The sequence below is a fragment of the Citrobacter sp. SX206 genome (assembly GCF_024181025.1).
GTDB lineage: Bacteria > Pseudomonadota > Gammaproteobacteria > Enterobacterales > Enterobacteriaceae > Citrobacter > Citrobacter youngae.
In genome coordinates this window covers 775,127-800,644 of the sequence record NZ_CP049738.1, presented here as the reverse complement: position 1 = coordinate 800,644, position 25,518 = coordinate 775,127, and the positions used below count along the sequence as shown (strand labels likewise).

Sequence of the window (25,518 nt, the reverse complement as noted above, 5' to 3'; positions counted from 1 at the left end):
CGTCATGAACATGGGTCTTTTTTACGGTTCCAGCACCTGCTACACCGAAATGGCAGCAGAAAAAATCCGCGATATCCTGGGTCCCGAACTGGTGACACTGCACAATCTCAAGGATGATTCCCCGGCTCTAATGGAGCAGTATGACGTGCTCATTTTGGGTATTCCAACCTGGGATTTCGGTGAAATTCAGGAAGACTGGGAAGCGGTCTGGGATCAACTGGACAACCTCAACCTGGAAGGCAAGATTGTCGCGCTTTACGGCATGGGCGATCAACTGGGGTACGGTGAGTGGTTCCTTGATGCACTGGGTATGCTGCATGATAAACTGGTCACCAAAGGCGTTAAGTTTGTCGGTTACTGGCCAACAGAAGGTTATGAATTCACCAGTGATAAACCCGTGATTGCCGATGGGCAGTTGTTTGTCGGTTTAGCTCTGGATGAAACGAACCAGTACGACCTCAGCGATGAACGTATCCAGGCATGGTGTGAGCAAATTCTCGGTGAAATGGCCGAACACTGGTCCTGATAGCCAGTTTGCCGGATGACGGCGTGAATGCCTTCTCCGGCTTACATAGCGCGCTAAACCGTAGCTGCTCGTCATCAGTCATTCGCCGGCGTTAACCCTGCTTTACCTGTTGCAGCATTAACCGCCGCAAATCCCGCCACTCAGCGTCATCCATGCTGTCCGCTGCCAGCCACAAATGCTGACGTTTTCCCGCATCTGAACGCAAACGCAGCATCATGCCCGTTTTAATCATCCAGGGTGCACAAACGATAGACCACTCTTGCCCCTGCCAGCGCAGGCGACCGTCCATTAACAGTCTAATCTCTCCCTGACAAGCGTTAATGCGACGCTGACTGCGTACGCTATCAAACACCACCAGAGAGAGCAGCACCAACCATAATGGGGTGTAGCTCAATGGCCAGGGCATCAATAAAATGAATACCGCAACCAGCCCATGAATGAGCAGAGAGAGCCACTGTGCGCGCCATGAAACGCGTAAATCAGATTGCCACTGGACCACGTTCCCGATTCCGTGTCTGGATGAGTCGCACCATCTGCTCCAACTGCTCATCAGCCGGTTTCCCATGATTCATCAACCAGTTAAATAAGTCTGGATCATCACATTCCAGCAGACGGATAAAGATGCGTTTTTCTTCGTCACTTAAGTTGTCATACTCATGTTCGAAAAACGGCATGATAGAGATGTCCAGTTCACGCATACCGCGGCGGCATGCCCAATGAATACGTGCTTTGTTGTTAATATCCATGTTCTTTTCCCTGTCTCGCGAAAACGAAGTATCCGGCTATTGTAACGTGTTTTTCACGCTCTTTTACGGGAATATCAGTAAACGGAAGCGCGATCGCTAAATAAAACCACATTAAGTCAAAGGGTTCACTTTTTTGGATGTCTCCTCGCAAAGCTTAATATAAGGCACAAACAGGATGTTTAAACCGCTTGCAATAGCCTATAGCTCTTTTACCATTAGTCATTATCACTGCGTTAAGCAAATCAGGACATTATTATGGCTTTTACATCGTTTCCTCCTCGCCAGCCGTGTGCGTCGGCACGTTTGCCTCTGACGCTAATGACGCTCGACGACTGGGCTCTCGCCACCATTACCGGCGTCGACAGTGAAAAGTACATCCAGGGCCAGGTCACCGCTGATGTCAGCCAGATGACCGAACAGCAACACCTGCTGGCAGCTCACTGCGATGCCAAAGGTAAAATGTGGAGCAACCTGCGTCTCTTCCGTCAGGCTGATGGTTTTGCCTGGCTTGAACGCCGTAGCCTGCGTGATGCCCAATTGACCGAACTGAAAAAATACGCCGTCTTCTCGAAGGTCGTGATTGCCCCGGATGACGAGCGCGTCCTGCTGGGCGTAGCGGGCTTCCAGGCGCGCGCGGCGCTAGCCAATCTCTTTAACGAACTGCCAACCAGCGATAAGCAGGTCGTTACCCACGGCGCTTCCACCCTGCTGTGGTTCGAGCATCCATCTGAACGCTTCCTGCTGATCGTTGATGTCGCAACAGCTGAGATGATTGCGGAGAAACTGCGTGGCGAAGCAGAATTGAATAACAGCCAACAGTGGCTGGCGCTGGATATCGAAGCGGGTATTCCGGTTATTGATACTGCCAACAGCGCACAGTTTATTCCGCAGGCCACCAATCTGCAGGCATTGGGCGGTATCAGCTTTAAAAAAGGCTGCTATACCGGTCAGGAAATGGTTGCCCGCGCAAAATTCCGCGGCGCCAATAAACGCGCCATGTGGACTCTGGCAGGTGCGGCCAGTCGGGTGCCGGAAGCGGGTGAAGACCTGGAGCTGAAAATGGGCGAGAACTGGCGTCGTACCGGCACCGTACTCGCCGCGGTACAGCTGGCTGATGGACAAGTGCTGGTGCAGGTTGTGATGAATAACGACATGGAAGCCGACAGCGTGTTCCGCGTTCGCGACGATGCAAAAACGCTACATATCGTACCGCTGCCGTATTCGCTGGAAGAATAAATGAATAATGCCTGATTGCGATGCGTCAATCAGGCATGCTGGCTTTTGTTTTGTAGGCCGGATAAGGCGCTAGCCGCCATCCGGCATCAAGGGTTAAGCCTGACCAACGTACAGATAGATTGCCAGGAAGTGGCAAACGCTGCCGCCCAGCACAAAGCCATGCCAGATCGCGTGGTTGTAAGGAATGCGCTTACAGACGTAGAAAATAACGCCCAGCGAATACACGACGCCGCCAACGGCCAGCAACGTCACACCACCCGCCGACAGCTTAACCGCCAGTTGATACACCACTATCAGCGATAGCCAGCCCATTGTCAGGTAGGTCACCAGCGACAGAACCTTAAAGCGGTGCGCAATAGTCAGTTTGAATAAAATACCGATTAGCGCCAGGCTCCAGATAACAATCATCAGTCCGCGTGCCAGCGGCGAATCCAGCCCCACCAGCAGGAATGGCGTGTAGGTCCCGGCAATCAGCAGATAAATCGCGCAGTGGTCGAATTTTTTCAGCCAGACTTTCGCTCTCTGATGGGGGATCGCATGATACAAGGTTGAGGCAAGGAACAGCAGGATCATGCTGCCGCCGTACAGGCTATAGCTGGTAATAGCCATGGCGCTGGCGTTGGTATCCACTGCCTGAACCAGTAACAGCACCAGTCCGACAATCCCAAACACCAGCCCGATACCGTGACTGATGCTATTGGCTATTTCCTCTGCCAGCGAATATCCCTGCGCGATTAATGGCTTCTGAACCATAAGTTACTCCCCAGAAACGAACACTTTCGTTATTGCGCCTCTAGCGTAACTGAGAATGGTTCCAGTGAACACATGTTAGCTAAAATATTTATCAAATAATAAATAATTAATAAAAATCATATAATTGCATTTTATATTTCAGCTAACAGCTGTACCTGTAAAGTTAAAGGCATTTAAAATCAATCACATAAAATTGCGTTTGATCCGGGTAAATCTCGGCGATCACCTGTTTAAGCTCATCGAGCGCCATGTTTTCCTGCTGGGCATGTTTTTCCGTTAGCGTATCCAGCGTAACCGTTGAGGTGCCGACAACTTCAATCGTGCAGAAGTAGCCCTCATCTTCAAAGCGTCCAACCCGTAGAATGTCCCCGGCTTTAAAGTGTGATTCGGACTCGTCACGAATGGTGATGGTTTTGCGTCCGGCCAGAATGTCATCCTGGAAACGCTGAAAAAAAGTGATGTCATTTGGCTGCATGTTATTATTCCCTGTAGATAAAGTCTGATGAGTGAGTTTTGCCATTGTGAGTATGTTCTCCCACGCTGCCATCGCCAGTCTCAACAATCTTGAGATGCTGGTCTACAACTATGTCATCAAAAACCGTGACAAAGTCATGTACATGACCATTCGCGAACTGGCTGATGCCGTGGGCGTTTCCACCACCACCGTACTGCGCTTTTGCCGCAAGCTTAAGTGTGAGGGTTACTCAGAATTTCGCTTACGCTTCAAATTATATTTAGAGCAGAATGAACCGCAACAGGCTAATTTCGGTGCCAGCGAAATTATCAGTTTCTTTAAAGGCGTCAATAACGACGAGTTCGATAAACTGCTCGATCAGGCTGTTGATATTATATTATCGTCCGAACGTATTATATTCGTCGGAGCGGGAACGTCTGGAGCGCTGGCAAAATATGGCGCACGTTTTTTCTCAAACGTCGGTAAATTCAGTAATCACATTGACGATCCTTATTTCCCGGTAACTAACGACATGGCCAGAAACGCGCTGGCGATCGTGCTTTCCGTGTCTGGTGAAACAGAAGAGATCCTGCGCTTTGCCAGCCAGTTCAGTCTGCACAACTGTAAGGTTCTGTCGGTCACCAGCCATGAACACTCTCGCCTGGCGAAACTCGCCGACTTTAATCTCTCCTGGCATGTTCCACAAACACGTATTGCCGGGGTATACGATATAACCACGCAGATCCCCGTTATTTATATTCTGGAATCACTCGGTCGCAAGCTGGCGAAAAGAATAGCGTAAAAAAACACTCTGTTTTTTTGATGTAACAAATCACATTTACGCTATTTTGTTATATCGTGACATTTATCTTTCTTTTGTTAGACTCAAAATCAGATTGTATTAATTTGAGACTGAGCGCAGATGAAAAAACTTACCTTACCAAACGATTTTTTATGGGGCGGCGCGGTGGCGGCGCATCAGGTTGAAGGCGGCTGGAACAAAGGTGGCAAAGGCCCCAGCATTTGCGACGTACTGACCGGAGGGGCACACGGCGTTCCGCGAGAAATCACTCAGGAAGTTGAGCCCGGTAAGTACTACCCCAACCACGAAGCTGTCGATTTTTACAGTCATTACAAAGAAGACATCAAGCTGTTTGCCGAGATGGGCTTCAAATGCTTCCGTACGTCAATTGCCTGGACCCGCATCTTCCCGAAAGGGGACGAAACCCAGCCAAATGAAGAAGGGTTAAAATTCTACGACGACATGTTTGATGAACTGCTGAAGTACAACATTGAACCAGTCATCACCCTTTCCCACTTCGAAATGCCGCTGCACCTGGTTCAACAGTACGGTAGCTGGACCAATCGTAAAGTCGTCGATTTCTTTGTCCGTTTTGCTGAAGTCGTTTTTGAGCGCTATAAGCACAAGGTCAAATACTGGATGACCTTCAATGAGATCAACAACCAGCGTAACTGGCGCGCGCCGCTGTTTGGCTATTGCTGCTCCGGCGTGGTGTATACCGAGCATGAAAACCCGGAAGAGACTATGTACCAGGTGCTGCACCACCAGTTCGTGGCCAGCGCTCTGGCAGTAAAAGCCGCACGTCGCATCAACCCGGAAATGAAAGTCGGCTGCATGCTGGCGATGGTGCCACTGTACCCGTTCTCCTGTAAGCCTAAAGATGTGATGTTCGCGCAGGAATCGATGCGTGAGCGTTACGTTTTCACTGACGTTCAGCTGCGCGGCTACTATCCATCATATGTACTGAACGAGTGGGAACGCCGCGAATTCAACATCCGAATGGAGGCCGGCGATGAGCAAATCCTGCGTGAAGGCACCTGTGACTATCTCGGATTCAGTTACTACATGACCAACGCGGTAAAAGCGGAAGGCGGCAGCGGCGATGCCATTTCTGGTTTTGAGGGCAGCGTACCGAACCCGCACGTAAAAGCCTCCGACTGGGGCTGGCAGATTGACCCCGTCGGTCTACGCTATGCCTTATGTGAGCTGTATGAACGCTACCAGAAGCCGCTGTTTATCGTTGAAAACGGGTTTGGCGCTTATGACAAAGTAGAAGAAGACGGCAGCATCAACGACGACTATCGCATCGACTATCTGCGCGCCCACATCGAAGAAATGATGAAAGCGGTGACCTATGATGGCGTAGACCTGATGGGCTACACGCCATGGGGCTGCATCGACTGCGTATCGTTTACCACCGGTCAGTACAGCAAACGTTACGGCTTTATCTACGTGAACAAACATGACGACGGCACCGGCGATATGTCGCGTTCACGAAAGAAGAGTTTTGACTGGTACAAAGAGGTTATTGCCAGCAACGGCGAGAATCTGTAATTTTTGCCGGATGGCGGCGTAAACGCCTTATCCAGCCTACAGGTTATACTCCCGTAGGCTGGATAAACGCAGCGCTATCCGGCAATTAAATCCCTACTTCCCGCCCGCCAGTTCCAGAAAACTGCCCGTTACGTAAGATGCCTTCTCGCTCAACAGCCAGGTAATTGCCTGCGCGACTTCTTCCGGCTGCCCGCCACGCTGCATAGGCAACATAGATTTCACGCGATCGACTCTTCCCGGCTCGCCGCCTGACGCATGCATTTCAGTGTAGATAAGACCCGGTCGCACACAGTTCACGCGGATGCCCTGCGCCGCAACCTCCAGCGCCAGGCCGGTGGTGAGCGTGTCCACAGCACCTTTCGAGGCCGCGTAATCAACATATTCGAATGGCGCACCAAGCCGCGATGCCGCTGAAGAGACATTCACAATCGCCCCGCCCTGACCACCATGCTTAAACGACATTCGCTTTACCGCTTCCCGACAGCACAGAAAATAGCCGGTAACGTTGGTTGCCAGTACGCGATTAATTCGTTCGGCGGTTAAGTTTTCGACCGTGCTTTGCTCAAACAAGATCCCGGCATTATTCACCAGGGCAGTCAGTTGCTCGCCTTCACGGTCAATAGACTCAAACATTGCCACCACCTGGCTTTCATCGCTGATATCCGCACGCAAAGCAAATGCTTTACCGCCTGCAGCGACGATGTTGTTCACCACCTCGGTTGCCGCACGAATATTGTGATGAAAATTCACGGCGACCGTGTAACCCTCTTGCGCCAGTTGCAGCGCGGTTGCTCGACCAATGCCACGACTGCCGCCCGTCACCAATGCTATAGCCATAACGTTTCTCCCAAAAAATAAAGGCGCCGAAGCGCCTTTAAAAGATAGTCGAATCAGCAGATTACTGATATTCGCTCATCGGTACACAGGAGCAGAACAGGTTACGGTCACCGTAAACGTCATCAAGGCGTTTCACGGTTGGCCAGTATTTGTTCGCCACACCCGCCGGGAAGACGGCGATTTCGCGGCTGTAACCGTGATTCCACTCCGCGACCAGCTCGTTTTGCGTGTGCGGTGAGTTAACCAGCGGGTTATCTTCCAGTGACCATTCACCGGCTTTCACGCGATCGATCTCAGCGCGGATTGCCAGCATCGCATTGATAAAGCGATCCAGTTCCACTTTGCTTTCAGATTCTGTCGGTTCAACCATCAGGGTACCCGCGACCGGGAATGACATAGTCGGAGCATGGAAACCGTAATCGATTAGACGCTTGGCAATATCCAGTTCGCTGATGCCGGTCTCTTCTTTCAGTGGGCGAATGTCGAGAATACATTCATGCGCCACGCGACCATCGCGACCGGTATACAGTACCGGATAAGCATCTTTCAGACGGCTGGCAATGTAGTTAGCGTTAAGAATCGCCACCTGGCTGGCCTGCTTCAGACCTTCTGCGCCCATCATACGGATGTACATCCAGCTGATTGGCAAAATGGATGCGCTACCGAACGGCGCCGCAGAAACTGCGCCCTGACGGGTCAGCATCCCTTCAATCTGCACTACGCTGTGGCCCGGTACAAACGGAGCCAGATGTGATTTCACGCCGATCGGTCCCATACCTGGGCCGCCGCCGCCGTGCGGAATGCAGAATGTTTTATGCAGGTTGAGGTGCGAGACATCTGCGCCAATAAAGCCCGGCGTGGTGATCCCAACCTGAGCGTTCATGTTCGCGCCATCAAGGTAAACCTGGCCGCCGAACTGGTGCACAACGTCGCACACTTCACGGATCGTTTCTTCATAAACGCCGTGGGTGGATGGATAGGTCACCATGATGCAAGAAAGGTTGTCGGCATGTTGTTCTGCTTTTGCTCGCAGATCGTCCAGGTCGATGTTGCCGTTCTTATCACAGGCGACAACCACTACCTGCATACCCGCCATCTGTGCAGACGCCGGGTTGGTACCGTGGGCAGAAGCCGGGATCAAGCAGATATCGCGATGACCTTCGTTACGGCTTTCGTGATAATGACGAATCGCCAGCAGACCCGCATACTCGCCCTGCGCACCGGAGTTCGGCTGCATGCAGACAGCATCATAACCGGTCAGTTTAACCAACCACTCGGAAAGCTGGCCGATCATCTGGTGATAACCTTCAGCCTGCTCTGGCGGGCAGAACGGATGCAGCTCAGCGAATTCAGGCCAGGTGATAGGGATCATCTCGGCAGCGGCGTTGAGCTTCATAGTGCAGGAACCCAGCGGGATCATTGCCTGATTCAGCGCCAGATCTTTACGCTCCAGCGAGTGCATATAACGCATCATCTCGGTTTCGCTGTGATAGCGATTAAACACCGGATGACTGAGGATCGCATCGTCACGCCGCATGCTTTCCTGAATAGAACGGCTGTCGAGCGCCACGTCTTTATCCAGCGTATCGATGTTCAGGCCGTGATTGTCGCCCAGCAGAACATTGAACAACTGCACCACGTTTTCACGGGTGGTGGTTTCATCGAGCGTAATACCTACCGCGTTATGGATATCGCTACGCAGGTTGATTTCTGCTGCTTCGGCACGCGCCAGCACTGTGGCCTTATCGGCTACTTCAACGCACAGGGTGTCGAAGTAATGCGCATGACGCAGCTTCAATCCTTTCTGTTGCAGACCGGCTGCCAGGATATCAGTCAGGCGGTGGATGCGATTAGCAATGCGTTTCAGGCCAACCGGACCATGATAAACGGCATACAGGCTGGCGATGTTGGCCAGCAGAACCTGCGAGGTACAAATGTTGGAGTTCGCTTTCTCGCGGCGGATATGCTGCTCACGAGTCTGCATCGCCATGCGCAGTGCGGTATTGCCCGCCGCATCTTTGGAGACGCCGATAATACGGCCTGGCATGGAGCGTTTGAATTCGTCTTTAGCGGCGAAAAATGCCGCGTGTGGGCCACCGTAACCCATCGGTACGCCGAAGCGTTGTGCAGAACCGAAAACGATATCCGCGCCCTGTTTGCCCGGAGCAGTCAGCAGTACCAGCGCCATAAAGTCGGCAGCGACACTGACCACAACTTTACGGGATTTCAGCTCGCTAATCAGTTTGCTGTAGTCATGCACTTCACCGGTGGTGCCAACCTGCTGCAACAGCACGCCAAACACATCCTGGTGATCCAGTGCTTTCGCCGCGTCATCAACAATCACGTCAAAACCAAAGGTTTGTGCACGGGTACGCACGACGTCCAGCGTTTGCGGATGAACATCAGCCGCAACGAAGAAGCGGTTGGCGTTTTTCAGTTTGCTGACACGTTTGGCCATCGCCATGGCTTCAGCGGCCGCGGTGGCTTCATCCAGCAGAGAAGCGGAAGCCATATCCAGCCCCGTCAGATCCAGTGTGACCTGTTGGAAGTTCAGCAGAGCTTCCAGACGCCCCTGAGAGACTTCCGGCTGATACGGCGTGTATGCGGTGTACCAACCTGGGTTTTCCAGCATGTTGCGCAGGATTACCGGTGGCAGCTGCACGGCGGTGTAGCCCATGCCAATGTAGGACGTGAAGCGCTTGTTACGCCCAGCGATGGCTTTTAATTCAGCCAGCGCAGCGTATTCGGTCGCCGCCTCGCCCACCTGTGGCGGGGTTGCGAGCTGAATGTCTTTCGGCACAATCTGGCCGATCAGCGCGTTTAACGACTCGGCGCCAACCGCATTCAGCATCTCTTGCTGCTGCGCGGCGTCCGGTCCGATGTGGCGTTCAATGAAAGCGCCGCTGTTTTCAAGCTGGCTTAACGTCTGTGTCATGGGCGATGGTTCCTGAAACGTGCAGTGAATCGTAGGTGTCTCTACTTACCTGAATACGCAAAATAATTCGCGTTGCAGGACGGCGGCGACGCAGCACATCCCCAGGAGCTTACATAAGTAAGTGACTGGGGTGAGCTAGGAAGCCAACACACCTGCAACGTGAAGGATGAAGCGTATTTACTCGTCTTCTAACAATGCTTCATATGCGGTCGCATCCAGCAGCGATTCAATTTCGCTTTCATCGCTGGCTTTGATTTTGAAAATCCAGCCGCCCGCATACGGTTCGCTGTTGACCAGTTCCGGGGAGTCGCTGAGCGCGTCGTTAACCGCCACAATCTCACCGCCTACTGGCGCATAGATATCGGATGCCGCTTTTACGGACTCCGCAACGGCACAATCATCGCCCGCGCTGACGGTGGCGCCAACTTCTGGCAGGTCAACGAAAACCATGTCACCTAACAGCTCCTGAGCGTGTTCGGTGATACCAACGGTGTAAGAGCCGTCAGCTTCTTTGCGCAGCCATTCGTGTTCTTTGCTGTATTTCAGTTCTGCAGGTACGTTGCTCATCAATCAATCTCCAAAAAAGGATGAATTACGCAACGGCTTTGCCGTTACGCACAAAAACAGGTTTAGTGACTTTAACTGGCATTTCGCGGTTACGAATTTGCACAATCGCCGTGTCGCCGATACCCGCAGGGACACGAGCCAGCGCGATGCTGTAACCCAGGGTTGGGGAGAATGTCCCGCTGGTGATAATGCCTTCCTGCTGGTTGCCGGAAGCATCGGTGAAACGCACCGGCAGTTCATTACGCAGCACGCCTTTCTCGGTCATCACCAGCCCAACCAGCTGTTCGTGGCCTTTTTCACGCTGCATTTCCAGCGCATCCCGACCGATAAAGTCGCGATCGACCGGTTCCCACGCGATGGTCCAGCCCATGTTAGCTGCCAGCGGAGAAATGCCTTCGTCCATCTCCTGACCGTACAGGTTCATGCCCGCTTCCAGACGCAGCGTGTCACGTGCGCCGAGACCGCAAGGTTTGACACCTGCTTGTACCAGCGCACGCCAGAAATCCGCGGCCTTTTCATTCGGCATGGCAATTTCATATCCCGCTTCGCCGGTATAACCGGTGGTTGCGATAAACAAGTCACCCGCCTGAACGCCGAAGAAAGGTTTCATACTTTCAACTGCATGGCGTTGCTCGTCAGTAAACAGGGTGGCTGCTTTTGCCTGCGCGTTTGGTCCCTGCACCGCGATCAGCGACAGGTCGTCACGAACGGTGATGTCGATAGCGTATGGTTCAGCGTGTTGGGTAATCCAGGAGAGGTCTTTTTCGCGGGTGGCGGAGTTTACAACGAGGCGGAAGAAATCTTCAGTGAAGTAATAGACAATCAGGTCATCTATCACGCCGCCCGAAGCGTTGAGCATACCGGAGTAGAGGGCTTTGCCTGTCTTCGTTAGCTTCGCGACGTCGTTTGCCAGCAGATAACGCAAGAACTCCCGGGTGCGGCTGCCGCGCAGGTCGACGATGGTCATATGCGACACATCGAACATACCGGCATCGGTGCGGACAGCATGGTGCTCATCGAGCTGAGAGCCGTAATGCAGCGGCATCATCCAGCCATGGAAATCAACCATGCGCGCGCCACATAGCGTGTGTTGTTCGTACAAAGGAGTCTGTTGAGCCATCTTTTCCTCGTTGAATAAGCGGGGCTATCAACTCTTTCGCGGTGAAATTGTCGCCACGAAACCCAGCACCACAGCCGCTCCAGGGGCTGCGACGCAAACGTTCTCTTTGTCCTGAACTTACCACCGAAACAGACGCTAAACCATAAGGCAAAATTAACCATCACATTAGCTTATGACTAAAAATGACCAGATCGACGACAGCATAAAAAACCAGTAAAATGCCAATACATCAGAACAACAGACATATATAAGCGAAGTTAAGCCGTATCAATCCATATTAAATGTGGAAAAAATGTCAAAAATGGCGTTATGAAAAAAACGTAATATTAAAAAAACTAATGCGAAAAAAGGCGTGGAATTAGATTATTTCAAATGAGAGAACCATCCCGGCGCGCAGGCCGGGAGAGGAAAGTGTGACGGGTTTCAAACTCTTAAGATTGTCCTTACGGACACTAGCGTAGCCACTCAGGAAGATCGTTCAGTCCCATCGCCTGGCGGATGAGTTGCGGTTTTACGCCTGGCAGGGTATCGGCCAGTTTCAGACCAATATCACGCAGCAGTTTTTTAGCCGGATTCTCGCCAGCAAACAGTTCACGGAAACCCTGCATCCCCGCCAACATCAGCGCTGCGCTGTGCTTACGGCTACGTTCATAACGGCGCAGATAGAGGTACTGACCAATATCTTTGCCCTGACGCTGTAGCCGCTTAAGCTCGTCGATCAGCTCCGCCGCATCCATGAAGCCAAGGTTCACCCCCTGGCCCGCCAGCGGGTGGATGGTATGCGCCGCATCACCCACCAGGGCCATACGATGGGCGGCAAACTGGCGGGCATAGCGTCCAGTCAGCGGAAACGTCTGGCGTTCGCTCTCAAGGCTGCACAGCCCCAGGCGATTATCAAAAGCGATATTCAGCGCCTGATTGAAATCATCTGCACTTGCCTGCTGCATACGTTCTGCTTCCTGCGGCGAGAGCGACCAGACGATAGAACACAGGTGTGGATCGCTGAGCGGCAGGAATGCCAGGATACCCTCACCATGAAACGCCTGACGCGCAACCGCACCGTGGGCTTCCTGCGTACGGATTGTCGCCACCAGCGCATGATGACGATAATCCCAGAAGGTGAGCGGAATATCCGCTTTGTTGCGCAGCCAGGAGTTAGCACCATCAGCACCGACGACCAGGCGGGCCGTCAACATTGCGCCATCTTTCAGGGTCAGAAATGCCTCGTTCTCACCCCAGGCCACCTGCTGTAATTCAGCAGGTGCCATCAGCGTAATATCCGCTGAACGCTGCGCCTTTTGCCACAGCGCATAATGAATCTCTGAGTTTTCGACAATGTGCCCCAAATGGCTGTAGCCCATGCTCTGGTCATCAAACGCAATACGTCCAAAGCTGTCTTTGTCCCAGACTTCCATGCCGTGGTAGCAGCAAGCGCGACGGGCAACAATGTCGGACCAGACGCCAAGACGGGTCAGCAGTTTTTCGCTGGCGGCATTAATGGCCGAAACACGAAGCTGAGGAGGAGCATCCGCCGCCAACGGCTGCGGGACATGTTGTTCCAACACCGCAACGCGCAACCCGCTGCCCTGCAAGCCGCAGGCAACCGCCAGTCCCACCATGCCGCCACCCACAATTGCTACATCAACACTTTGCACTGTTTATACCTCGAAACCTGTAATCCGTAGGCCTGATAAGCGCAGCGCCATCAGGCATTTTTGCGGAGACCCTTGCCGGATGGCGGCTTTGCCTTATCCGGCCTACAGGTCATATTTATCGCGCAACCCAACCGAGGGTTCGCTCCGCCAGCGCATCGCGCGCAGGGGTAAATAATTCCATCGCCATCAGCCCGACATTTCGTCCAACAACCAGCGGGGCCCAGCGATTGGCAAACAGATACACCAAATTATTAGTCACGCCAATCGTCGTTTCGCGATCGCGTTCGCGGCGATGCTGATAGCGTGCCAGCACCGCATAATCACCGACATCTTCCCCGCTGTTCTGCGCCTGGGTCAACGTTTCAGCCAGGCTCATCACATCACGCAGACCAAGGTTGAAACCTTGTCCGGCAATGGGGTGCAGCGTCTGGGCTGCGTTCCCTACCAGCACGGTTCGATGGGTAATCGCTTTTTGCGCCGAGGTTAACGAAAGCGGATAGGCGTTGCGTTTACCGGCCTGGGTAATACGTCCCAGTCGCCAGCCAAAAGCGGTTTGTAGTTCACGGCAAAACTGTTCGTCGGACCAGGCCATAATCTCATCACGCTTCTCCAGCGGATGACACCACACCAGCGAGCAGCGACCATCAGACATGGGCAGCATTGCCAGCGGGCCATATTGCGTGAAACGTTCAAACGCTCGACCGTCGTGCGGCACAGAGGTTGTGACGTTGGCAATTACCGCCAGTTGCTCATAGGGCTGTTGCTGCCAGTCAACGCCGCAGGCGGTAGCCAGTGCGGAGCGCGTACCGTCGGCGGCCACCAGCAGGCGACCATCAATCATCTCACCATTTTCCAGCGTAACTTCCACGCGCTCCTGCGTGCGTGACACGCTGGCTACGCGGTCGGGGCAGTGCAGCGTGACGCCCGGCGCTTTACGCAGTAGCGCAAACAGACGTAGCCCGACATCGTGCAGCTCTACAACTTGCCCCAGCGCAGGAATACGGTATTCCTGCGCATCCAGCGTTACAAATCCGGCATGGCCGCGATCGCTGACGTGAACAGTTTTGATCGCCGTTGCGCAATCGGCAATCGCCTGCCATATGCCAATTCGCGCCAGCTGTTGGCAGGTCCCTGCCGCCAGCGCGATCGCCCGGGCATCAAACCCCGGATGGCGATCGTTGTCAGGCGCGCTTGCTTCTATCAGATGAACTGGCAGCGTCCCATGACTAAGCTGGGAAATGGCCAGCGCCAGCGTCGCGCCGACCATGCCACCACCGACGATAATCACGCTCATTGCAGTCGCGCCGCAGCCATCAGGGCTTCAATGTCATCCGCTTTCTTCACCACGCTGGCGGTCAGGTTTTCATTGCCGTCTTCCGTGATAAGGATGTCATCTTCAATACGAATGCCGATACCACGATAGGCAGCCGGTACGTCGGCGTCCGGCGCGATATAGAGTCCCGGTTCAACGGTAAGCACCATTCCCGGCTCAAGAATACGTGAGCGGTCCTGACCATAAACGCCGACGTCGTGTACATCCAGACCCAGCCAGTGACTAAGCCCGTGCATGAAGAAAGGTCGGTGTGCATTTTCGGTAATCAGTTGATCGACCTCGCCGTGCAGAATGCCAAGCCTCACCAGGCCGGTAATCATGATACGCACCACTTCGCTGGTGACTTCCTGGATGGATGTCCCGGGACGATACAGGCGCAGGCTGGTCTCTAAGGATTCCAGTACGATGTCGTAGATTTCACGCTGTGCAGGGGTAAATTTGCCATTTACCGGAAAGGTACGCGTAATGTCGCCCGCATAGCCTTTGTATTCACACCCGGCGTCAATCAGCACCAGATCGCCATCGCGCATTTCACTTTCATTTTCGGTGTAATGCAGGATACAGCCGTTTTCGCCGCTGCCGACAATCGTGTTATAGGACGGATAACGCGCACCATGGCGGGTAAATTCGTGGTGAATCTCCCCTTCTAACTGGTATTCAAACATTCCCGGACGGCATTTTTTCATCGCACGGGTATGCGCCAGCGCGGTGATTTCTCCGGCACGGCGCATGACCGCAATTTCTTCCGCTGATTTGAACAGGCGCATCTCATGCACCATTGGACGCCAGTCGATAATCGCGGCAGGCGCGCGCAAATTTTGCCTGGAACCTTTACGCAGTTTATCCAGCGCCGTGCACACAATCTCGTCGGCCCAGGCATATTCGCCCTGTGCGTGGTACACCGCGTCCAGGCCATTGAGCAACAGGTGCAGCTGTTGGTTAATTTCGCTGAAGGCCAGCGCCCGGTCAACGCCGAGTTTTGCCGGTGCGGCATCCTGACCAAGACGACGGCCAAACCAGATCTCCGCCGTCAGATCGCGAACCCGATTAAACAAAACGCTGTGGTTATGAGTGTCATCGCTTTTAATCAGCACCAGCACGGCTTCAGGTTCGTTAAAACCGGTGAAGTACCAGAAATCACTGCTTTGGCGGTACGGGTATTCACTGTCCGCGCTGCGCGTCGCTTCAGGCGCGGCAAAAATCAGCGCGGCGCTGCCGGGCTGCATTTGTGCCAGTAAAGCCTGGCGGCGGCGCTGGAATTCTTGCTGAGATATTTCGCTCATCACACTCTCCTTGGCGTTTTGTTCTTAATGCAGAGTCGGTTTACGGACTTCAGGCGCGGTCGGCTGTTGACGCGTAAACGTGTCATGACACAGCAAGGCGGCTACGCGCACGTATTCGATGATCTCTTCGAGCGACATTTCCAACTCTTCCTGATCTTCGTCTTCGTCATATCCCAACTGAGCGATATTACGCAGGTCGTCAATCGCCTCCCCGGTTTCGCCGGTCACTTTGTCGAGCTTCGGTTGTGTCACACCGAGGCCCAGCAAAAAGTGGTTTACCCAACCAGCCAGCGCATCGGCGCGATCGAACACGCTAACGTCATCGCCTTCAGGCAGATAAAGCTGAAAAAGGAAACCATCATCTTCCAGCGCATCGCTGGTGGCAGAGTGCATTTTCAGCAGCGCCTGAGCCAGCTCGTGACCGAAGGCCAGACCTTCGTTCGTCAGGTCGTGCAGCAGCGGTTGCCATGAGCTGTCGTTGTTGCCGCCACAAATCATTCCGCTGATTAAGCCGTGCATTTCGGCCGGGGTTAATCCAGCCCCTTGTTGGTTCAAAAACTGGCTAACGTCGTTGTAGCCAGGCATTTCGTTCTGTATAGACATAAGCATTCGTCATCAAAGGGAGGAATATTCATGGTATGCTACCACTTTGGACCCTGGTGAACCAGAAAAGGGCTTGTATCTTGATACCAGGGTAGCTATAGTGTCGCCCCTTCGCGGACCCACGGTCTGGAGACGAAGGCAGCGCAGTCAATCAGCAGGAAGGTGGCATGTCTGCACAACCCGTCGATATCCAAATATTTGGCCGTTCACTGCGAGTGAATTGCCCGCCTGAACAAAGGGATGCGTTGAATCAGGCTGCGGACGATCTCAATCAGCGATTGCAAGATCTGAAAGTTCGCACTAGAGTCACAAATACTGAGCAGTTGGTTTTCATCGCCGCGTTGAACATCAGCTATGAATTAACTCAGGAAAAAGCGAAGACGCGTGAGTACGCGGCGAGCATGGAACAACGTATTCGGATGCTACAACAGACCATCGAACAGGCGTTGCTTGATCAGGGTCGCATAACCGAAAAAACGGGCCAAAACTTTGAATAACACTTTTCGGTTTACTGTGGTAGAGTGACCGTGAAGACAAAATTTCTCTGAGATGTTTGCAAGCGGGCCAGTCCCCTGAGCCGATATTTCATACCACAAGAATGTGGCGCTCCACGGTTGGTGAGCATGCTCGGCCCGTCCGAGAAGCCTTAAAACTGTGACGACGCATTCACCTTGAACCAAGGGTTCAAGGGTTACAGCCTGCGGCGGCATCTCGGAGATTCCCTTCTACCTGGCAACAGCCATGACATTACTTTCTGAACTCCCTTTATCCCGGCAAGAAATTCGTCAACTGATTCGTCAGCGTCGGCGTGCGCTTACCTTCGAACAGCAGCAACAATACGGTCAGCAAGCCGCGACCCGAATGCTCAGCTTTCCCCCTGTTGTACTCGCTCATACGGTGGCGGTGTTTCTCTCGTTCGATGGCGAACTCGATACCCAGCCGCTGATCGAACAGCTGTGGCGAGCGGGCAAGTGTGTCTACCTTCCAGTGCTTCATCCCTTCAGCCCCGGTAATTTACTGTTCCTGCACTATCATCCGCACAGCGACCTGGTAACCAATCGCTTAAAGATCCAGGAACCACGGCTTGATGTGCGTGACGTATTGCCGCTGTCAAAGCTGGATGTACTGATTACGCCGTTAGTGGCTTTTGACGAGGATGGACAGCGCCTGGGGATGGGCGGCGGATTTTATGACCGCACGTTACAAAACTGGCAGCAGCATAAGATCCAGCCAGTAGGCTACGCGCACGACTGTCAGTTAGTCGAGAAGTTGCCGGTTGAAGAGTGGGATATCCCGCTGCCTGCGGTGGTGACGCCGTCAAAAATTTGGCAATGGTAGCCGTTTTTTAGCGATTGACAGCGTCGTTTTTTTGACCTAAATTCCTCGGTGAAGGGTGAGGGAGGCTAACCTCCCTCCTGCGTACTCTCTGTTAATATGCTGGGTAAGCGATGATTAACAGGATCAGCAGCATGATGACGTATCTCATCATCGTCCCTTTCCTTTTTAAAGCCCCTGCTTCGGTAGGGGCTTTCCCGTTTCAGCACGATGCTGAGCCCCTATCGTAAATTCCTTTTATTGATGTACAACGCAGAGCGCAGCCTTTAATTACCAATTGCGGCAAGAGCCGAAAACAGAATGTATGCGTTACACAAAGAGATAGTAAGGCAGGAAAATCAGAGGAAAGATGGGCAGGTCAACCGCCTGCCCATGTAGAGGAAATCAGTACAGCAGACGAGCACGAATAGTACCCGGGAGGGCTTTCATCGCCAGCAGCGCTTTCTCCGCCACATCTTCATCCGCTTCAATATCAATAACCACGTAACCTACCTGTGCGGAAGTCTGCAGATACTGTGCGGCAATGTTGACGCCCTGCTCGGCAAAAATCTGGTTCAGCGCGGTCAGTACGCCCGGACGGTTTTCGTGAATGTGCATCAGACGACGACCGCCGTGTAGCGGCAGCGACACTTCCGGGAAGTTAACTGCAGATAGCGTAGAGCCGTTGTCGGAATACTTGGTCAGTTTCCCAGCCACTTCCAGACCGATGTTTTCCTGCGCTTCCAGCGTTGAACCACCAATGTGCGGCGTCAGGATCACGTTGTCGAAATCACACAGCGGCGAAGTGAAAGGATCGCTGTTGGTTGCCGGCTCGGTTGGGAATACGTCGATTGCCGCCCCAGCCAGATGCTTGGTCGCTAACGCGTCGCACAGCGCAGGAATATCAACAACCGTACCACGTGCGGCGTTAATCAGCAGCGCGCCTGGTTTCATCAACGCAATCTCACGCGCGCCCATCAGATTTTTGGTGGAGGCATTTTCCGGTACGTGCAAACTGACCACGTCGCTCATATTGAGCAGGTCGGAAAGATGCTGCACCTGTGTGGCGTTGCCGAGCGGGAGTTTATTTTCAATATCATAGAAATAGACATGCATCCCCAGCGATTCCGCCAGAATGCCTAGCTGAGTACCAATGTGGCCGTAGCCGATGATCCCCAGTTTTTTGCCACGCGCTTCAAATGAGCCGGTAGCCAGTTTGTTCCACACGCCGCGGTGTGCTTTGGCGTTCGCTTCAGGTACACCGCGTAGCAGGAGAAGCAGTTCGCCAATCACCAGTTCCGCAACGGAACGCGTGTTAGAGAATGGCGCGTTAAACACGGGGATCCCGCGCTTTGCCGCAGCGGTCAGATCAACCTGGTTGGTGCCGATACAGAAGCAGCCAATCGCGACCAGTTTCTCTGCGGCGTCAATCACATCTTCAGTCAGATGGGTACGGGATCGCAGGCCAATGAAATGGGCATCACGGATGGACTCTTTCAGTTGCTCAGTGTCCAGAGCGCCTTTGTGAAACTCGATGTTGGTATAACCTGCTGCACGAAGGCTTTCGAGCGCTTTTTGATGCACGCCTTCAACCAGCAGAAATTTAATCTTCTCTTTCTCCAGTGATACCTTTGCCATTTCCCGACCCTGTCTTTTTTGTTCAAACTGATGTGTTGTGTGTGGGATTTTCATCCTCCTCTTCAACATATCAAAAAATAATATTGCGGCAATATGAACGTTTGCGTCGCCGTGCTGAGGAAATGTCATTCAGCGGGAATTGTCAGAGGAATATACTGGCGATAACTTTTTCTTTGGAGGGATCGGCAGGACAATATTATAAACGTGACACAAGTCACCAAATTTGCCCTGCCAAAATTTTTTTAACGGGAGAAGACACTCCCATCAGATCATTTTACGATAGTTTTCACGCCGTCTGGGGTACCGATCAGCGCCACATCCGCACCACGGTTGGCGAACAGACCTACGGTTACTACGCCCGGAATCGCATTGATGGCGTTTTCCAGCGCCACGGCGTCAAGGATCTCCAGACCGTGCACATCGAGGATCACGTTACCGTTGTCCGTCACCACGCCCTGACGGTATTCAGGACGGCCGCCCAACTTCACCAGTTGACGCGCGACTGCGCTGCGCGCCATTGGGATCACTTCAACCGGTAGCGGGAAGTTACCAAGAATATCGACTTCTTTGGACGCGTCCGCGATGCAGATAAATTTCTTCGCCACCGAAGCAATGATTTTTTCACGGGTCAACGCTGCACCGCCGCCCTTGATCATCTGCATGTGGCCGTTGATTTCATCCGCGCCGTCAACGTATACGCCGAGACTATCAACTTCGTTAAGATCGAACACGTGGATACCGAGGCTTTTGAGTTTTTCGGTCGAGGCGTCCGAGCTGGACACTGCGCCTTCAATCTGACCTTTCATTGTGCCCAGCGCATCAATAAAGTGTGCGGCTGTTGAACCGGTACCTACGCCCACAATGGTGCCGGGCTGTACATACTGAAGTGCCGCCCATCCTACTGCTTTTTTCAGTTCATCCTGCGTCATGATCGTTTCGCCTGTGGTGTGAATATGGTGGGAAAATTCACGCGCATTATAGAACATTGTGCAGAAAAATGTTCCCACACCCGCTCGCAAGCGGCGGATTTCGTCTTTACCCAACCTAAATTTGTGTCATAGTGCAGAACAAGCAAAATTTTCAGGAGTGCGTCAAAGCAATGAAACGTCCGGACTACAGAACACTACAAGCACTGGATGCGGTTATTCGTGAACGAGGATTTGAGCGCGCGGCGCAAAAGCTGTGCATCACGCAATCCGCGGTTTCACAGCGCATAAAACAGCTTGAGAATATGTTCGGACAACCGCTGCTGGTGCGTACCGTCCCCCCGCGCCCTACCGAACAAGGACAAAAGCTTCTGGCACTTCTGCGCCAGGTTGAACTGCTGGAAGACGAGTGGCTGGGTGATGAACAAACCGGCTCGACGCCGCTGCTGCTTTCTCTGGCGGTGAACGCCGACAGCCTGGCAACCTGGTTACTTCCGGCGTTAGCCCCGGTACTGGCCAATTCGCCGATTCGCCTGAATCTGCAGGTTGAAGATGAAACCCGCACCCAGGAACGTCTGCGTCGTGGTGAAGTGGTCGGTGCGGTGAGTATCCAACATCAGGCGCTGCCAAGCTGTCTGGTGGATAAACTCGGCGCGCTGGACTACCTGTTTGTTGGCTCCAAACCTTTCGCCGAACGTTATTTCCCTAACGGCGTCACCCGCTCCGCCCTGCTGAAAGCCCCGGCGGTAGCGTTTGACCATCTTGATGATATGCACCAGGCGTTCCTGCAACAAAACTTCGACCTGCCGCCGGGCAGCGTGCCGTGCCATATCGTTAACTCGTCTGAAGCCTTCGTCCAACTGGCGCGCCAGGGAACCACCTGCTGCATGATCCCGCACTTACAGATTGAGAAAGAGCTGGAAAGCGGCGAGCTGATCGACTTAACGCCGGGCCTGTTCCAGCGCCGGATGCTGTACTGGCACCGTTTTGCCCCGGAAAGCCGCATGATGCGCAACGTTACCGACGCGCTGCTGGAATACGGGCACAAGGTGTTGCGTCAGGATTAAACCGTGTATTGCTCCAGAGTGCCGGATGGCGGCGTAACGCCTTATCCGGCCTACAAGCCTTTACCCTCTTTTCATGCTATTCCCGCCACGTCTTTGAAATACATCACAAAATAAAACACGCCACGCGGCAAAAAACGACGTCCTGTTGGCTATTTTTTGCTGGCGACAAGCCAAATGAAAAAGCACACCGTATTCGCAAAGATTCAACTTATTGCGTAATACGGAGCAAAAAATGGCAAACGTGCAGGAGTGGCAAACACTCGCCAACAAAGAACTCAGTCGACGGGAAAAAACCGTCGAATCGCTGGAAAGACAGACGGCGGAAGGGATTGCCATCAAACCGCTGTACACCGAAGCGGACCTCGATAATCTGGAAGTCACGGGCACCCTCCCCGGTCTGCCGCCTTACGTGCGTGGCCCGCGCGCCACCATGTATACCGCGCAGCCGTGGACCATTCGCCAGTACGCCGGTTTCTCTACCGCCAAAGAGTCCAACGCCTTTTACCGCCGCAATCTCGCCGCCGGGCAAAAAGGGCTTTCCGTCGCCTTTGACCTTGCCACCCATCGCGGCTATGACTCTGACAACCCGCGCGTGGCAGGTGACGTCGGCAAAGCGGGCGTGGCGATCGATACCGTCGAAGATATGAAGGTGCTGTTCGACCAGATCCCGCTGGATAAGATGTCGGTATCAATGACCATGAACGGCGCGGTGCTGCCAGTACTGGCGTTTTATATCGTCGCTGCAGAAGAACAAGGCGTAACGCCGGAGCAACTCACCGGGACCATTCAGAACGATATTCTGAAAGAGTACCTGTGCCGCAACACCTACATTTACCCGCCAAAACCTTCAATGCGCATCATCGCCGACATCATCGCCTGGTGTTCCGCCAATATGCCGCGCTATAACACCATCAGTATCAGCGGTTATCACATGGGGGAAGCCGGGGCGAACTGCGTCCAGCAGGTGGCGTTTACGCTGGCTGACGGCATTGAGTACATCAAAGCCGCGCTGTCTGCCGGGCTGAAAATTGATGACTTCGCGCCGCGCCTGTCATTCTTCTTCGGCATCGGCATGGATCTGTTTATGAACGTCGCCATGCTGCGCGCGGCTCGCTATTTGTGGAGTGAAGCAGTCAGCGGTTTTGGTGCGACTAACCCGAAATCTCTCGCTCTGCGTACCCACTGCCAGACCTCCGGCTGGAGTCTGACCGAGCAGGATCCTTACAACAACGTGATCCGCACGACCATTGAAGCGCTCGGCGCTACGCTTGGCGGCACCCAGTCTCTGCATACCAACGCCTTTGATGAAGCGCTCGGGCTACCCACCGATTTCTCCGCCCGCATCGCGCGTAATACACAGATCATCATTCAGGAAGAGTCAGAGATCTGCCGCACCGTCGATCCGCTGGCCGGATCGTATTACGTCGAATCGCTCACCGATCAAATTGTGAAGCAGGCGCGCACGATCATCAAACAAATTGATGAGGCAGGCGGCATGGCGAAAGCGATCGAAGCCGGGCTCCCTAAACGGATGATCGAAGAAGCTTCCGCGCGCGAGCAGTCGCTGATCGACCAGGGTAAACGCGTTATCGTCGGCGTGAACAAATACAAGCTGGATAAAGAAGACGAAACGTCGGTACTGGAAATCGACAACGTGAAGGTGCGCAACGAGCAAATTGCCTCGTTGCAGCATATCCGTGCAACTCGCGACACTGATGCCGTCAATGCCGCACTCGCGGCGCTGACCCATGCCGCACAGCATAATGAAAATCTGCTGGCAGCCGCCGTCAACGCCGCCCGCGTTCGCGCCACGCTCGGTGAAATCTCCGACGCGCTGGAAACCGCTTTTGACCGCTATCTGGTTCCCAGCCAGTGCGTCACCGGCGTGATTGCGCAAAGCTATCACCAGTCCGAAAAATCCGCCGATGAGTTCGACGCCATCGTTGCGCAAACCGAACAGTTCCTCGCGGAAAATGGCCGCCGACCGCGCATTCTGATCGCCAAGATGGGTCAGGATGGCCACGATCGCGGCGCTAAAGTGATCGCCAGCGCCTACTCCGATCTCGGCTTCGATGTTGACCTCAGTCCGATGTTCTCCACACCAGAAGAGATCGCCCGTCTGGCGGTAGAAAACGATGTGCATGTAATAGGCGCATCGTCACTGGCGGCAGGTCATAAAACGCTGATCCCGGAACTGGTTACCGCGCTCAAAAAATGGGGGCGTGAAGATATCTGCGTGGTAGCAGGAGGCGTTATTCCGCCACAGGATTACGCCTTCCTGCACGAGCATGGCGTGGCCGCCATTTATGGCCCCGGCACGCCAATGCTCGACAGCGTTCGCGACGTATTAACCCGTATCAGCCAGCATCATGATTAACGCCGCCACGCTTGAGGATACCGTTCGTCGCTTGCGACTTGGCGAACGGGCTACGCTCGCCCAGGCAATGACGCTGGTAGAAAGCAACCACCCGCGCCACCAGCCGCTCAGTACGCAATTGCTGGACGCGATTATGCCGTTCACCGGTAACGCCCTGCGTTTGGGGATAACCGGTACGCCGGGCGCAGGGAAAAGCACCTTTCTGGAAGCCTTCGGCATGCTGTTAATCCGTCACGGATTACGGGTGGCGGTGATCGCCGTCGATCCCAGCAGTCCGGTCAGCGGCGGCAGTATTCTCGGAGATAAAACCCGCATGACGGAACTGGCCCGCGCAGAATCTGCGTTTATTCGCCCGGTCCCTTCCAGCGGTCATTTAGGCGGAGCCAGCCAGCGCGCCCGCGAATTAATGCTGCTTTGCGAAGCGGCTGGTTTCGACGTGGTGATTGTAGAAACCGTCGGCGTTGGGCAGTCAGAAACCGAAGTCGCAGGCATGGTGGATTGCTTTATCTCACTGCAAATCGCTGGCGGTGGCGACGATTTGCAAGGCATCAAGAAAGGCCTGATGGAAATGGCGGATCTGGTCGTCATCAACAAGGACGACGGTGAGAACCATACCAACGTGGCCATCGCCCGCCATATGTACGAATCCGCCCTGCATATTCTGCGCCGCAAATATGACGAGTGGCAGCCGCAGGTTCTGACCTGTAGCGCACTGGAAAAACGCGGTATTGAGGAGGTCTGGCAGGCGATAACCGACTTTAAAACGTGCCTTACCGCCAGCGGTCGACTGGAAAAAGTCCGCCAGCAGCAGGCGGTGGACTGGTTACACCAGCAGGCTGAAGAAGAAGCCCTACATCTGCTGTTTGCGCGGACTGATTTCGACCGCTATTTCCAGCAGACGCTACAGGCCGTCAAAAATAACGATCTGTCGCCGCGCACCGGTCTGCGGCACATCAGCGAATTTATCCAGCATCATTACTTTCAATAAAGAGAACATTATGTCTTATCAATACGTCAACGTGGTCATCATCCAGAAAGTCGCGGTTATTGAGTTCAATTACGCCCGCAAGCTCAATGCCCTGAGTAAAGTGTTTATTGACGATCTGATGCAGGCGCTGAGCGATCTCAATCGTGCGGACATTCGCTGCATCATTCTGCGCGCACCGAGCGGAGCCAAAGTTTTCTCCGCCGGGCATGATATTCATGAACTCCCGACCGGACGTCGCGATCCGCTCTCCTATGACGATCCGCTGCGTCAGATAACCCGCATGATCCAAAAATATCCGAAACCGGTGATCTCCATGGTCGAAGGCAGCGTCTGGGGCGGCGCGTTTGAGATGATCATGAGTTCCGATCTGATCATCGCCGCTGAAACATCCACCTTCTCGATGACCCCGGTCAACCTTGGCGTGCCGTATAACCTGGTCGGCATCCACAACCTGACTCGCGACGCCGGTTTTCACATCGTTAAAGAGCTGATTTTTACCGCTTCGCCCATCACCGCTCAACGCGCCATGGCGGTCGGGATCCTCAACCATGTGGTTCCTGTAGACGAACTGGAAGATTTCACCCTGCAAATGGCGCACCACATCTCGGAGAAAGCGCCGCTGGCGATCGCCGTCATTAAAGAAGAGCTGCGCGTGCTGGGGGAAGCGCACACCATGAATTCCGATGAGTTCGAGCGCATTCAGGGCATGCGCCGCGCGGTGTACGACAGCGAGGATTATCAGGAAGGGATGAACGCGTTTATGGAAAAACGTAAACCTAATTTTGTCGGCCATTAATCACGTCC

At 53.7% G+C, this 25,518-nt stretch carries 24 protein-coding genes and 1 other RNA gene; 11 read left to right on the top strand and 14 right to left on the bottom strand.

Annotated elements, in window-relative coordinates:
* Positions 1-4 precede the first annotated feature (4 nt).
* A complete protein-coding gene (gene fldB / locus G8S19_RS03915) occupies positions 5-526 on the top strand; it encodes a flavodoxin FldB (RefSeq protein WP_048213164.1) in 522 nt (173 codons plus the stop codon).
* A gap of 91 nt (positions 527-617) precedes the next feature.
* On the opposite strand, the gene G8S19_RS03910 is transcribed toward fldB, so the two are convergent.
* Together G8S19_RS03910 and sdhE are read right to left on the bottom strand one after the other, a co-directional pair.
* The gene (locus tag G8S19_RS03910) at positions 618-1,025 is read right to left on the bottom strand and encodes a protein YgfX (protein WP_048213165.1); all 408 of its coding nucleotides are present in this window, start codon (positions 1,023-1,025) and stop codon (positions 618-620) included.
* The gene (gene sdhE, locus G8S19_RS03905) at positions 1,006-1,272 is read right to left on the bottom strand and encodes an FAD assembly factor SdhE (protein WP_005123351.1); all 267 of its coding nucleotides are present in this window, start codon (positions 1,270-1,272) and stop codon (positions 1,006-1,008) included. Before sdhE ends, G8S19_RS03910 begins: the two co-directional genes overlap by 20 nt.
* A 255-nt stretch (positions 1,273-1,527) precedes the next feature.
* Here sdhE and ygfZ point away from each other — a divergent pair, with 255 nt between their 5' ends.
* Entirely contained in the window at positions 1,528-2,508 is a 981-nt protein-coding gene (gene ygfZ, locus G8S19_RS03900; protein WP_137364342.1) for a tRNA-modifying protein YgfZ, read from the top strand.
* Positions 2,509-2,601: 93 nt separating this feature from the next.
* Here the strand turns inward: ygfZ and G8S19_RS03895 are convergent, their stop codons facing one another.
* Both G8S19_RS03895 and yqfB read right to left on the bottom strand, forming a co-directional pair.
* The gene (locus G8S19_RS03895; protein WP_101742747.1) at positions 2,602-3,261 is read right to left on the bottom strand and encodes a hemolysin III family protein; all 660 of its coding nucleotides are present in this window, start codon (positions 3,259-3,261) and stop codon (positions 2,602-2,604) included.
* A gap of 163 nt (positions 3,262-3,424) precedes the next feature.
* Positions 3,425-3,736, bottom strand: a complete 312-nt coding sequence (gene yqfB, locus G8S19_RS03890) for a N(4)-acetylcytidine aminohydrolase (RefSeq protein ID WP_048213167.1) — start codon at positions 3,734-3,736, stop codon at positions 3,425-3,427.
* Between the two features lie 52 nt (positions 3,737-3,788).
* Here yqfB and G8S19_RS03885 point away from each other — a divergent pair, with 52 nt between their 5' ends.
* Together G8S19_RS03885 and bglA are read left to right on the top strand one after the other, a co-directional pair.
* A complete protein-coding gene (locus G8S19_RS03885) occupies positions 3,789-4,517 on the top strand; it encodes a MurR/RpiR family transcriptional regulator (RefSeq protein ID WP_061068520.1) in 729 nt (242 codons plus the stop codon).
* Positions 4,518-4,637: 120 nt separating this feature from the next.
* The gene (gene bglA / locus G8S19_RS03880) at positions 4,638-6,071 is read left to right on the top strand and encodes a 6-phospho-beta-glucosidase BglA (RefSeq protein ID WP_253686110.1); all 1,434 of its coding nucleotides are present in this window, start codon (positions 4,638-4,640) and stop codon (positions 6,069-6,071) included.
* A gap of 93 nt (positions 6,072-6,164) precedes the next feature.
* Here bglA and G8S19_RS03875 read toward each other — a convergent pair whose 3' ends face one another.
* The 8 genes from G8S19_RS03875 to G8S19_RS03840 all read right to left on the bottom strand — a co-directional run bounded on the left by G8S19_RS03875 (position 6,165) and on the right by G8S19_RS03840 (position 16,404).
* Positions 6,165-6,908 (bottom strand): SDR family oxidoreductase, encoded by a 744-nt coding sequence (locus tag G8S19_RS03875; protein WP_199969676.1) that lies wholly within the window; start codon positions 6,906-6,908, stop codon positions 6,165-6,167.
* Positions 6,909-6,969: 61 nt separating this feature from the next.
* The gene (gene gcvP, locus G8S19_RS03870; RefSeq protein ID WP_101742750.1) at positions 6,970-9,843 is read right to left on the bottom strand and encodes an aminomethyl-transferring glycine dehydrogenase; all 2,874 of its coding nucleotides are present in this window, start codon (positions 9,841-9,843) and stop codon (positions 6,970-6,972) included.
* Positions 9,844-10,020: 177 nt separating this feature from the next.
* A complete protein-coding gene (gene gcvH, locus G8S19_RS03865) occupies positions 10,021-10,410 on the bottom strand; it encodes a glycine cleavage system protein GcvH (protein WP_003026965.1) in 390 nt (129 codons plus the stop codon).
* A 25-nt stretch (positions 10,411-10,435) separates the two neighbouring features.
* Positions 10,436-11,530, bottom strand: coding sequence for a glycine cleavage system aminomethyltransferase GcvT (gene gcvT / locus G8S19_RS03860; protein ID WP_253686108.1), 1,095 nt, complete (start codon positions 11,528-11,530; stop codon positions 10,436-10,438).
* A 452-nt stretch (positions 11,531-11,982) separates the two neighbouring features.
* Positions 11,983-13,185, bottom strand: a complete 1,203-nt coding sequence (gene ubiI, locus G8S19_RS03855; protein ID WP_116360709.1) for an FAD-dependent 2-octaprenylphenol hydroxylase — start codon at positions 13,183-13,185, stop codon at positions 11,983-11,985.
* Between the two features lie 115 nt (positions 13,186-13,300).
* Positions 13,301-14,479, bottom strand: a complete 1,179-nt coding sequence (gene ubiH / locus G8S19_RS03850; RefSeq protein ID WP_101742753.1) for a 2-octaprenyl-6-methoxyphenyl hydroxylase — start codon at positions 14,477-14,479, stop codon at positions 13,301-13,303.
* Positions 14,476-15,801 carry a Xaa-Pro aminopeptidase gene (gene pepP / locus G8S19_RS03845; RefSeq protein ID WP_199969674.1) on the bottom strand — a complete coding sequence of 442 codons (1,326 nt, stop codon included), beginning with the start codon at positions 15,799-15,801 and terminating at the stop codon, positions 14,476-14,478. The genes ubiH and pepP overlap by 4 nt, the downstream gene beginning before the upstream one ends.
* 24 nt (positions 15,802-15,825) lie before the next feature.
* Entirely contained in the window at positions 15,826-16,404 is a 579-nt protein-coding gene (locus tag G8S19_RS03840; protein ID WP_086523442.1) for a YecA family protein, read from the bottom strand.
* A gap of 167 nt (positions 16,405-16,571) precedes the next feature.
* Here G8S19_RS03840 and zapA point away from each other — a divergent pair, with 167 nt between their 5' ends.
* From zapA to G8S19_RS03825, 3 genes are all read left to right on the top strand, one after another.
* Positions 16,572-16,901: a cell division protein ZapA gene (gene zapA / locus G8S19_RS03835; protein WP_003026980.1), complete on the top strand. Its 330-nt coding sequence runs from the start codon at positions 16,572-16,574 to the stop codon at positions 16,899-16,901.
* Positions 16,902-16,942: 41 nt separating this feature from the next.
* A non-coding RNA gene (ssrS, locus tag G8S19_RS03830) (6S RNA) lies at positions 16,943-17,126 on the top strand.
* 19 nt (positions 17,127-17,145) lie between these two features.
* Positions 17,146-17,742, top strand: coding sequence for a 5-formyltetrahydrofolate cyclo-ligase (locus G8S19_RS03825; protein ID WP_253686106.1), 597 nt, complete (start codon positions 17,146-17,148; stop codon positions 17,740-17,742).
* A 381-nt stretch (positions 17,743-18,123) separates the two neighbouring features.
* Here G8S19_RS03825 and serA read toward each other — a convergent pair whose 3' ends face one another.
* Positions 18,124-19,356, bottom strand: coding sequence for a phosphoglycerate dehydrogenase (serA, locus tag G8S19_RS03820; protein WP_115601500.1), 1,233 nt, complete (start codon positions 19,354-19,356; stop codon positions 18,124-18,126).
* A gap of 269 nt (positions 19,357-19,625) precedes the next feature.
* Positions 19,626-20,285 carry a ribose-5-phosphate isomerase RpiA gene (gene rpiA, locus G8S19_RS03815; protein WP_086523812.1) on the bottom strand — a complete coding sequence of 220 codons (660 nt, stop codon included), beginning with the start codon at positions 20,283-20,285 and terminating at the stop codon, positions 19,626-19,628.
* A gap of 170 nt (positions 20,286-20,455) precedes the next feature.
* Here rpiA and argP point away from each other — a divergent pair, with 170 nt between their 5' ends.
* From argP to scpB, 4 genes are all read left to right on the top strand, one after another.
* Positions 20,456-21,349: a DNA-binding transcriptional regulator ArgP gene (gene argP, locus G8S19_RS03810; RefSeq protein ID WP_003026988.1), complete on the top strand. Its 894-nt coding sequence runs from the start codon at positions 20,456-20,458 to the stop codon at positions 21,347-21,349.
* Between the two features lie 232 nt (positions 21,350-21,581).
* Positions 21,582-23,726, top strand: a complete 2,145-nt coding sequence (gene scpA / locus G8S19_RS03805) for a methylmalonyl-CoA mutase (RefSeq protein ID WP_137378941.1) — start codon at positions 21,582-21,584, stop codon at positions 23,724-23,726.
* Positions 23,719-24,714 (top strand): methylmalonyl Co-A mutase-associated GTPase MeaB, encoded by a 996-nt coding sequence (gene meaB, locus G8S19_RS03800; RefSeq protein WP_200037724.1) that lies wholly within the window; start codon positions 23,719-23,721, stop codon positions 24,712-24,714. The genes scpA and meaB overlap by 8 nt, the downstream gene beginning before the upstream one ends.
* Positions 24,715-24,724: 10 nt before the next feature.
* Positions 24,725-25,510, top strand: coding sequence for a methylmalonyl-CoA decarboxylase (gene scpB / locus G8S19_RS03795; RefSeq protein WP_003026994.1), 786 nt, complete (start codon positions 24,725-24,727; stop codon positions 25,508-25,510).
* Positions 25,511-25,518 lie beyond the last annotated feature (8 nt).